The 10,756-nt window shown below is 50.1% G+C and carries 10 protein-coding genes and 1 tRNA gene; 3 read left to right on the top strand and 8 right to left on the bottom strand.

Annotated elements, in window-relative coordinates; all coding sequences use genetic code 11:
• Positions 1–28 precede the first annotated feature (28 nt).
• Positions 29–104, top strand: a tRNA-Asn gene (locus tag ABYT30_RS10200).
• 324 nt (positions 105–428) lie between these two features.
• Positions 429–932, top strand: coding sequence for a DedA family protein (locus ABYT30_RS10195; RefSeq protein ID WP_373082877.1), 504 nt, complete (start codon positions 429–431; stop codon positions 930–932).
• Positions 933–965: 33 nt separating this feature from the next.
• On the opposite strand, the gene ABYT30_RS10190 is transcribed toward ABYT30_RS10195, so the two are convergent.
• Complete coding sequence (locus ABYT30_RS10190; protein WP_373096311.1) at positions 966–3,452, bottom strand: TonB-dependent receptor; 2,487 nt, start codon at positions 3,450–3,452, stop codon at positions 966–968.
• A 301-nt stretch (positions 3,453–3,753) separates the two neighbouring features.
• Here ABYT30_RS10190 and ABYT30_RS10185 point away from each other — a divergent pair, with 301 nt between their 5' ends.
• Positions 3,754–4,080: a hypothetical protein gene (locus ABYT30_RS10185; protein WP_373082881.1), complete on the top strand. Its 327-nt coding sequence runs from the start codon at positions 3,754–3,756 to the stop codon at positions 4,078–4,080.
• A 16-nt stretch (positions 4,081–4,096) separates the two neighbouring features.
• Here ABYT30_RS10185 and ABYT30_RS10180 read toward each other — a convergent pair whose 3' ends face one another.
• The 7 genes from ABYT30_RS10180 to ABYT30_RS10150 form a co-directional block, all read right to left on the bottom strand.
• Entirely contained in the window at positions 4,097–5,872 is a 1,776-nt protein-coding gene (locus tag ABYT30_RS10180; RefSeq protein WP_373096309.1) for an SLC13 family permease, read from the bottom strand.
• 3 nt (positions 5,873–5,875) lie between these two features.
• A complete protein-coding gene (locus ABYT30_RS10175) occupies positions 5,876–6,841 on the bottom strand; it encodes a DHH family phosphoesterase (protein ID WP_373082885.1) in 966 nt (321 codons plus the stop codon).
• A gap of 49 nt (positions 6,842–6,890) precedes the next feature.
• Positions 6,891–7,601, bottom strand: a complete 711-nt coding sequence (gene pyrF, locus ABYT30_RS10170) for an orotidine-5'-phosphate decarboxylase (RefSeq protein WP_373082888.1) — start codon at positions 7,599–7,601, stop codon at positions 6,891–6,893.
• Positions 7,602–7,610: 9 nt separating this feature from the next.
• Positions 7,611–8,807 carry a lipopolysaccharide assembly protein LapB gene (locus ABYT30_RS10165; protein ID WP_373082890.1) on the bottom strand — a complete coding sequence of 399 codons (1,197 nt, stop codon included), beginning with the start codon at positions 8,805–8,807 and terminating at the stop codon, positions 7,611–7,613.
• A 6-nt stretch (positions 8,808–8,813) separates the two neighbouring features.
• Positions 8,814–9,110 carry a LapA family protein gene (locus tag ABYT30_RS10160; protein ID WP_373082892.1) on the bottom strand — a complete coding sequence of 99 codons (297 nt, stop codon included), beginning with the start codon at positions 9,108–9,110 and terminating at the stop codon, positions 8,814–8,816.
• Between the two features lie 81 nt (positions 9,111–9,191).
• A complete protein-coding gene (gene ihfB, locus ABYT30_RS10155) occupies positions 9,192–9,488 on the bottom strand; it encodes an integration host factor subunit beta (protein ID WP_373082894.1) in 297 nt (98 codons plus the stop codon).
• A gap of 106 nt (positions 9,489–9,594) precedes the next feature.
• Positions 9,595–10,756 (bottom strand): 30S ribosomal protein S1 (locus tag ABYT30_RS10150; protein ID WP_373096308.1); only part of this gene is annotated, 1,162 nt, incomplete at its 5' end.

Raw genomic sequence — 10,756 nt, 5'->3', positions numbered from 1 at the left:
TATGCGCGTCCTCAGCTGTTGAAGCTGATCCGCCTTAGCTCAGTTGGTAGAGCAAATGACTGTTAATCATTGGGTCGCTGGTTCGAGCCCAGCAGGCGGAGCCAAACAAATAAAGGGCTTACCGAAAGGTAGGCCCTTTTTTGCTTTCAGGGCAGCTGAACTTCTCAGACTCTAACAATAAGCACTCAACAACCATTCAATACTGCCTGCACACAATGAACATTTAATACTCAATGAAATCCGCTGCAAATTAATCAGTCGCATCAGATCTGATCATTACTGCTTAAGTAGCAGCCAGAATTGAGATCATCCAAATTCACGACGGCGTCGTATCCAATTCAAGAACATTACATCACCCTCTAGCGCGGCTGCTTGTGAGTAAAACCCACACAGTGCACACTGAATGACTATCGATACAGGGGAGTACCTTGGACGCGTTTCTCAAATGGATAGCCGACAACCCGAGTTATGCTCACTACTTGGTGATTGGCCTCGCCTGCTTTGAGGCTTTAGTTGGGGTAGGCCTATTTATTTCAGGTGCGCTACTGCTATCAGTCGCTATTTTTTTGTATACGCAACAACTGATTTCCATCGAAGCAATACTCGTTCTCGCGTTTACTGGCGCCCTCATAGGTGACCAAAGCGGCTATTGGCTTGGTCGCTGGATCGGCCCGGCATTTCACACAAGCAAATTTGCCGCGCGATATCGACGTCACATTGAGCGAACCGAAGCCTTGCTGCGCCGCTACGGCTGGGGAGCAATTTTAATCGGCCGAATAATCCCCGCCATACGAAGCATCGTTCCGCTCGTAACCGGCATAAGTGGATACAATTTTTTGAAATATATTACTTTCGATTTACTTGCCGTTGGTATCTGGACCCTATTACTAGGGCTAGCGGTCGTTAGTGCTAGCGGTATATTTACTGGCTGAGAGCAACCATTAGACCAAGCCCAGAGCACTTTCTTACCAATGATAATTCGCCTGCAAAGCAATACTCCGCGGCGCCTCCAAAAAGGCGTAATGCCCTTTTGACCCGAAGATCGTGTATGACGTAGGCGTGTCATTCGCGTATGTGATGATGGTCTCGTTCGTCAGGTTTTTGCCTACCAAGGCAACATCCCAGGTTTTGTCCAATGCACCAATGCCAACACGGCCATTCCACTTCACATACCCGTCTTGATCAACCATGGGATCAAGATTCTGCGAGGGATTGTAATCATCGGTAAAAATAGCATCTAAACTCACACCAATGCCCAGCGTGCCGGTCAGCGGTGCTTGCCACGCTAGGAGGACGTTCCCAGCCCAATCGGCGACATATTGATTCGTCTTTCCGGTGTAATCACAATTAACACCATCTGCCGCTGTCGGCGTCTGACCAGCGAGGCACTGGCCATTTTGATAATCTTTAAACTCAAAGTCTAAAAATGCCAAGGCTCCGGCCAACATGAGTGATTCGGTAATTTGCCAGCGGCCATCCAACTCCGCTCCCTGAGTGATCGCACTAGCCGCGTTCCCCACATTAAACCCCAAGGTCCCGTCGAAAACGCTGACTTGAAGATTGTCGTACCGCGTATTAAACAGGGCAATATTAAGCTCGGCCGCGCCGTCAAACAGCGACATTTTCGCACCCACCTCAATACTTTCGGCCTCCTCCTCCTCGTATTCGAAGGTACCAATCAACACTGGCCGCGGGCTAACATCGGCAGGCGCGTTAGGGTTTTGGGGCACCGGATCAGCGCTCGGTGAGGCATTGGAACGCGCGTCAAATCCGCCGGATTTAAAACCTCTGCTCCATGTAAAATAGCTCATTATTTCCGGAGTAAAATCGAACTGCAGATTAACCAACGGCGATAATTGAGACTCCTGACGCTTGCCCTGCAAATCATGGCGTTCGGCCGCAAAGCTAATTGCGGCAACAGTATCAGTCTCACCAAAGGGACGCTCGCTGTAGTCTAGGTAACCAAAGCGAAACTTGCGGCTGCCGGATTTCTTCTCGTAGGAATAGCGGCCGCCAAATGTTAAGCGCAGATCCTCACGCATATTCCATGTAGCCTGCATAAAGCCCGAGCCCAGCAGTGAATCACTATTAAAATCACGCGGCGAGGTCAAATTGGCAATCGCATTACCTGCATCACCAATACCTGCAATCTCCTCCGGTGACGTTGCCAAAGGATTGGGGTCGCGATCGCCCCGCGCACCACCCTCTGTCCCGTCAGCAGCATTTAGTAACTGCACGATTAGGTCGGAGTCGACAATAATACTGTCGAAGAAATACAGCTCATTTTTCTGAAAATATAAGCCAGCAATAAATTCCCAGTCTCGGCCCACTGGCGACATCCAGCGAAACTCCTGACTAATCTGCTTGTACTCTTCCTTCAACACCAATTTAAAACCTTCCGCTGCGGTGAAATCACAATCACAAAGATCATCATACTCGTAGGCAACATAGGCGGTAGTGGCGGTAAACATATGTTCGTCACGCAGCCAATCGGCGCTCAAGGTAAGGTTCAGAGTGTCATTGAAGCTGTAATCCCCATTGGAGGAGCGCTTGAAATCTTGATAGTTATTACGCACCGAGTCGTGGCTATCGATATTCAATACGCCCGGTACTTGGGTATCGTCAGTGATCTCGGCGTAAGTCCGCCCAGTAAATAGCGGGTTAGAGCTGCTCGACGCACCGTCATCAATTATTTCTACTTGCCGACCGAGGACGTCGAAAGAACCAAGCTCCCCCTTCAAAGTAACGCTTAGGTCGTCGGCGGCGTCCCACACTAACTTCAGGCGCAATGTTTCTTCTTCGCTACGGGGCTCATCGCGGCCTAAAGTCAGGTTTTCTACAAAGCCACCAAATTCCCGTTTTCGCGCGGAAAAGCGTAAACCGACGGTATCGGAAACCGGCCCTGACAAAGTTAGATCAAAAACCTGCTCATCATGCTTCGGCTCATACACTCCCGACACCATGCCCTCAAACTCATCACTGGGGCGAGCGGTGATAATACTAATTGCACCGGCGATACTGTTCTTGCCATAAAGTATATTCTGCGGCCCGCGCAATACCTCGACGCGCGCAAGGTCAAGAAAAGGTGCACGAGCAAGCTGAGCTCGACCGTAGTAAACACCATCGACATACATGCCAACTGACTGCTCAAAACCCTGATTGATACCAGAGCCTATGCCACGAATATAAATAGCCGTACCAATGCCGTTCTCCGACATAGTGAGGTTTGGCACATAAGCCTGGAGATCCTGAATCTTATTGAGCCCTGCCTCCATCATCTTCTCGCCAGATATTGCGCTAACCGAAACAGGCACATCCTGAAGGCTTTGCTCACGCAACTGCGCCGTAACAATAACTTCTTCTAATACAGCGCTGTGCAGCATCGGTGACAATGTCAGCAAAACACTGAAACAGGCGCCATTAATGAATACGGAAGTACAGCGGTTAACCATAAGAACTCCGAGCGATCATTTATTTTTATTGTCAGTTAAGCAGCATCAGTATAACGACACAATTTTTCAAATCAATGTATTAGAGATTATTCGGCGCGGATCTTCCTACACGAACGGCTATGTGACTGGCGGTGACCATTAGCCCATATTAGACCGCGTAACATTAGGCCATTTTAGCTTTCGGCTTACCCACTTCCTTGGTGACTGGGCTATACTCACAGCAACCCACTATTGTTATCGTTGTGAATTAATGCGAATTATATACCCGCGGAAATCTACAAATACCCTTCTCAGCGCAACTATGGTGATAGCGCTGTTAAGCTATGTCGCAGCAGCCCTGCCCGCTCAGGCCAGCTCCGATTTCAGCAACGCCCACAAAAAAATTGAACGGGCCATTGAAAGCGCGGCGAACAAATCGCCAGTTGACGCGATGTGGATTCGGCACGACGCCTTACTCATTGCGGTTAACCAAGAAAAAACGAACGCGAAAAGCTATGCCAAGGGCGTTTGCCAGTTTTTAGCGGAGAACGGTTTCGCTGCTCAGCGTACAACTGTCGTTATTGCTGACCAAGCCCTACTCCGCAAGCGCAATCAAGTGATGCAACTGGCAGAGCTACGCTGCGACTAAGGCAAGCTCAGCGACTTTAAAACGGCCACACCAAGGGTACGATCAGAATGGTCGTCACCCCAACCAATACCGTAAGCGGAACACCAAGCTTAAAAAAGTCGCTAAAGCGGTAATCCCCTGGGCCGTAGACCATGAGATTGGTCTGGTAGCCAATGGGTGTCGCAAAACTTGCCGAGGCGGCCATCATTAGCGTGACCGCAAAAGGCAGCATACTAACATCAAGTTGCTGACTCGCCGCTAATGCAATAGGGAAAACAATCACTGCTGCAGCTAAGTTTGAAATTACCGCAGAAAACAATGTCGTCACAACAAAAATGGCGACTAATGTAGCCATCGGCGAGCCCGCAGCCAAGCCAACGATTTGACCAGCAATCACTGCAGCTGCGCCAGTCGACTCGAGCGAGCCACCTAGCGCGATTGAGGCCGCTATGACCAACAATATCTGCCAATCCACACTTCGCTGCGCATCTGCCGCCCGAATACAACGGGTGGCTACCAATAATCCTGCAGCGAGAAATGCCGCCTTCAACATCGACAACCAGCCAGCGGCAACCACAATCACCATCGCAACCATAATAAAGCCCGCGCGAAATCGATGCTCATGACGAACTGGGCGAGAGTTTTCTATTTCACTGACCAGCAAAAAATCCCGCGAATAGCGCTGATTAGGGACAAAGTCCTCATAAGCCTCGAGCAAGAGAGTATCACCTGGTTCAAGCTCTACGTCACCGATACGGCCCTTTAGCTGCTCACCATTGCGGGAAATGGCGATAATCGCCGCGCCGTAATTGTTCCGAAACTTCATATCTCGAACCATGCGACCTAGATGGGGGAAATTTGGCGATATCACTACCTCGGCCAGGCAGCGCGACAAATTATTTTCACCCAGTTTAAACGCTTGATCCTCAGCTAAACGCAGGCCATGAAAGTTTTTTAGGTCCACCACTGAGCGGACATCACCGGCAAAGATCAAGCGGTCACCCGCCATGAGAATTTCTTTGGGTGACACCACGGTCATCAAACGTTCGTCGCGCACAATCTCAATAAGGAACATCGCCGGTAATTGCCGCAATCCAGCTTCTTCAATCGACTGTCCGACCATCGGGCTGCTGTCGTCCACCATCATCTCAACAATATATTGACGGGTGTCACCAAAGCGCTCAGCCTTGCCAACTTTAAAGGGAAGCAAGCGCCGACTTGTTAAAATCGTAAAGCCAATCACCAAGAGAACACAGGGCACGCCGACCCAAGCAAGATCAAACATGCCTAGCGCTTGATCTGGCAACGAGTGCAGCAACATACCGTTCACTACTAGATTGGTACTGGTACCAATCAAAGTGCAAGTACCACCAACAATCGCAGCGTAACTCAGGGGAATCATTAGCTGGGAAACAGGTAAATTATTACGCTTCGCCCAATCCCGCACCGCAGGAATCATCATCGCCACAACGGGGGTATTATTGAGAATAGTGCTAAAAGCTGCCACAGGCGCCATTAAACGTAACTGGGCAACTCGCGCGGACTTCGGCCGCCCCAACATACTGTGGGAAATCCAGCTAACCACCCCGGTTTCAGAGAGCGCCTGGGCGACTATAAACAGCACGCCGACCGTAACCATCCCCTCGTTAGACATGCCAGCCAAGGCTTCTTTTGGCGACAGGACACCTAACAGCAACAAAATCACGACACCGCCGCATAAAATCATATCGGGTGGCCGACGGCTAAAGATCAAAGCCAATAAGCACCCGACAATAACAATCAGAGCGATCCATGCATCAACGGTGAACATCATTAATTACATATTTCCGTAAAACTGCTGGAAACCCTCGATAAAATTATCGAGGCTGGTCGCAGGTAAATCGTTTATTCCCGCCGCCGCCGCTCGTCCACCGCCGGTGGGGAACTGACGGCAAAATTCATCAGCACCGCGCTTATTATTTAACGGTGCCCGGATACTGACGAGATAATTACCATCTTGCTTTTCAGTGAGTACTGCGTGAGCACGATCGGGTGAATCATTCGCCAAATCATTGCTATACACGCCACTCACACGACGCGCCCAGCGCTCGTCCGGTAGTATAAATACCGCTGTAACCTCATCGCTGTGCGCCGCAGGCAATTCACTGGCAGCACGCATATCGTTTTTATACCCTTCTTCTAATTGCGAAAAAGTGTCTTTGGCATCGACCATAAAAGCCCGAGGACTGGCGAATGGTGCGATACTTCGGTAAAGCGCCTCAGGGTCAAAGTGTAAATCCTCGATACTCGCGCCGTAGCCGTTGTAATTTAAGTAAATACCGAGATTCTCTAGCTGCACTAACTCCCCAGCAGTGAGACCTAGAGGCTTGGCCACAGCAAGCGCACTGTTACGCAAATTATCACCAAAGGCACCAACCACCGCCCACTCCGCAAACTGGCCTTTTAAGATGCCATTCACCAGCAAACTGGTGCACACGTCCGGTGCGGTATTGATATGTGCAGTTAGTTTAGAGTGCTGGGGAATATCCCCCGCAAAATGATGGTCGACATAGGTGACTTCGGCGCCCGCCGCCAACGCGGCTTCTAATCCAGCGCGGTTCTTATCTAGCGACACGTCCAGCACCGTGAGCTGATCACCTTCCCCAGCTGTTACCCTAGCCAATAAATCAATATCGCGCTTTACGCCGGTGACCAGGCGACTCGCAACTGGATTGGCATTACGCAACTGAACCAGTGAACACAAACCATCGGCATCACCGTTAAACACATCAATATAAGCCACAATTATTTCCTTATTTTTGAATCGGCTACTGTACAAAACGTCTGCGTTTTCAATAGCCCAAAGAGTGATTGATTTCTTTTAGCGCCGCGAGAGGATCAGCACTGCGGGTAATCGGGCGGCCAATGACTAAATAACTACTACCCATAGTCATGGCTGCGGCTGGGGTCGCCACCCGCTGCTGATCACCGAGGGCACTGCCCGCCGGACGTATTCCCGGTGTAACCAGCAAGAAGTCATCGGCACTCGCCTTCCGCAGTATTGGCGTTTCCTGCGCAGAGCACACTACGCCGTCTAAACCGCAATCCGCCGTTAATGCAGCCAGCCGAGAGACTTGCCCTGGCGCATCACCAGCGACACCGATTGCCGCTAACTCATCACTGTGCATCGATGTTAAAACCGTCACCGCAATCAGCAAGGGCGCATCTTTACCATAGGGCAGCAAGGCACTCTTCGCGGCAGACATCATTCTTGCCCCACCGCTGGCGTGGACATTCACCATCCACACGCCCAGTTCAGCAGCGGCGGCGACAGCAGCGGCCGTCGTATTTGGGATGTCGTGAAATTTTAAGTCGAGAAAAACGTCGAAACCGCGCTGCTGCAAACTTCTTACAATCTCGGGACCAAACAAAGTAAATAGCTCTTTACCGACTTTAAGGCGGCACAGACTGGGATCTAATTGATCAACCAAGGTATCTAGCTCAGCGCGCACGGCAAAATCTAAAGCCACAATGACTGGAGAAAGTGGTGTTTTTGGACTCATAGTATTGGTTTAATCACCCTGGATGCCTCGAATGGGCGTTATGGTACCCCACTGTTCACAGCTGGGACACAACCAGTGCAACTTTCGCCCAGAAAAACCGCACTGTCGACAGCGGTAGGCTGGACGTTCGGCTCGCAACTTCTGCAAGACCTCCTGAACTAGCTCGAGAGCATCGCCGCCTCCCCCACCCGGCTGCTCAAGTAGCTTGGCAAGCAGACTGAGGGTAGGACGTTGACGGGTGCTATCCAATAAATATTTGTGGGTAGAATCGGTATCACCCTTTGCCTCGATCAAGGTTGCGGCCTCGATGATAAACGCTGAGCTTTCGGTACTCTTCGCGATATGAAGCACAGCATCGAGATAAGCCTCGCGGCTAGCAAAGGCGTCGAAGGCTTGGCGAAATAACGGCAGAATCTCCGAACCAAACACCGCTTGACGATCAACGACCGTATGCAGCAGGTCCAAGGCTAGCTGCGGCTTATGCTGTTTAAGTGCGATCGTCGCGGACAATAAATAAGCTCGAACATTGTCACGATCAAACTGACGGGCACTTTGCAATGCCGCTACGGCATCCTTAAAATTATGCTCTGTAAGGAATTGCTGAGCTCTTTCGCAGTAAAAATGACTTAATGCGCACTCAACCCGGCGATCTTCTGGGCCGGCAACCGGCGCCTTTTTAAGCCAGCTGCGCGGCGGTAATCTACGCAGCGCGACTGCAATGGCCTGATCCCATTCCCGCTCGGTCTGATAGATATGCTGCAAATGCTCCAAAGCTTCGGAGCGGAACACCTCCGACTCCTCAACAACATCCTTCAATAAGCGCTCGGCGCGATCTAAGACCCCCGCAGAAATATAATCCCGCGCCAATTCTAGGTGTACCTGGTGAAGCTTGTCTCTGGGCAGACTGGGGCGCGACAATAAATTCTGATGGACACGGATAGCACCATCGACCTCGCCCTTGCTGCGCATTAAATTGCCCAGCGCCAAGTGCGTGGGAAGGGTTTCTAAATTAACAGGCAAATCATTAATTACGGTCATAACCGCAGCATCTGGCTGCTCACTGAGGAGGTAATTAAGACCTTTATAATAAGAACTGCTGGCATCAGCATTTTTACTTTCAACACGGGGGCGGAACCAGTAACCGGCTAACCAACCCGCAGACACCGCAAACAAAAAAAGTAAAAATTGCAGAATTTCACGGTTCATTTAGGCTCAAACACCCGTACCGCTACTCTCCACTACCGACTTACTGGGCTTGGCCGCCAATTGGCGCCGCAAGCTTAACCGCGAGGCCTGCAAGCGCAAGATGGCAATAGAAGACGCCAACAAGCCGCTGATACCACCAAGAAAAAAGGCAAGAATAATCCACGTCGACAAGCGCTGCGCAGGGAGTTCTGCAACGAGAACATTGAGCGGCACAAGCACGTCGTTTTCTAGGGTAAAAAGCAAGCCCAAACCCAAGACCACGATCAACAACAACAATACTAATATCGAACCTATGAGGCGCATCTAGTTTCATCCACACAAAAAAAAACGATATAGTCAAAGACCATACCGTTTCTTAAAAAATAACGCCAGCAGATACCGCAACTAAGCGCCTGATTGAATACTCAGGTTAACCCGCTCACGCAACTCTTTGCCAGGCTTGAAATGAGGAACATATTTACCAGGCAACTCAACTGTATCACCGGTTTTAGGATTGCGCCCCATACGGGGTTCGCGATAATGCAGCGAAAAACTGCCAAAGCCGCGTATTTCAATACGATCGCCAGATGCCAGAACCTGAGACATATGCTCAATCATGGTCTTTACCGCCAACTCAATGTCCTTGTGAGACAGCTGGGGCTGGTGCTCTGCAATCAGCTCTATTAACTCGGATTTGGTCATTGCTTGTTCCCGTTGTTGCCAACACTCAAGCCTAGCTTAGCATTTTTTTGCATATAAGCCAGATAGTTACGCGCACTTATCGCAATAAGTGCGCGTCACGCAGACCTTAGTCTTTGTTTTCCATCTGAGCTTTGATCAAGTCACCGATGGTTGCAGGTGCAGCAGCCGTTTCGGGTTCTTTCTCACGCAGTGACTTAACTGCTTCTTTCTCGTCGTCAACATCCTTGGCTTTAATAGACAAGGTCATTGCACGATTCTTACGGTCAACACTGATAATCTTAACTTCAACGGTCTCGCCCACTTTCAGGACGTTACGCGCATCTTCAACTTTATCACGGCTGATTTCAGAAGCTTTCAGTACACCTTCCACTTCTTCGCTCAACACGATGATAGCGGCTTTAGCGTCTACTTCTTTAACAACACCATTTACAATGGCGCCTTTGTCGTTTTCAGCAACGTAGTTAGAGAACGGGTCGTCTTCAAGCTGCTTAATGCCCAAAGAAATACGCTCGCGCTCAGGATCGATAGACAGAATTACCGTCTCGATCTCGTCGCCTTTCTTGAACTTACGCACGGCTTCTTCGCCAGTTTCGTTCCAAGAAATGTCTGACAAGTGAACCAGACCGTCGATGTTACCGTCTAGACCGATGAAGATACCGAAGTCAGTGATCGACTTGATAGCGCCTTTGATCTTGTCGCCTTTAGTGAACTGGCCACCGAAAGCATCCCATGGGTTCTGCTGGCACTGTTTGATACCCAGAGAAATACGACGACGCTCTTCGTCGATATCCAGGATCATCACTTCTACTTCGTCGCCAACATTAACCACTTTAGAGGGGTGAATGTTTTTGTTGGTCCAATCCATTTCTGAAACGTGAACCAAACCTTCAACGCCTTCTTCGATTTCAGCGAAGCAGCCGTAGTCAGTCAGATTAGTAACCTTGGCTTTAACCCGTGAATTCTCTGGGTAACGGCCTTTGATAGCCACCCATGGATCTTCGCCAAGCTGTTTCAGGCCTAGTGATACGCGGTTGCGCTCACGGTCGAACTTAAGAATACGAACGTCAATTTCGTCGCCAACATTCACGATCTCGCTTGGGTGCTTAATACGCTTCCAAGCCATATCGGTGATGTGCAACAAGCCGTCGATGCCGCCTAAGTCTACGAATGCACCGTAGTCGGTCAGGTTCTTAACGATACCTTTAACTTCTTGACCTTCAACCAAGGTCTCAAGCAATTGATCACGCTCGTGGCTGGTTTCTGACTCG

The sequence above is a fragment of the Zhongshania sp. genome, from assembly GCF_041623545.1.
Lineage (GTDB): Bacteria > Pseudomonadota > Gammaproteobacteria > Pseudomonadales > Spongiibacteraceae > Spongiibacter.
Note: the sequence above shows the minus strand (reverse complement) of the source record. Positions and strands in the feature narration are given on the sequence as shown.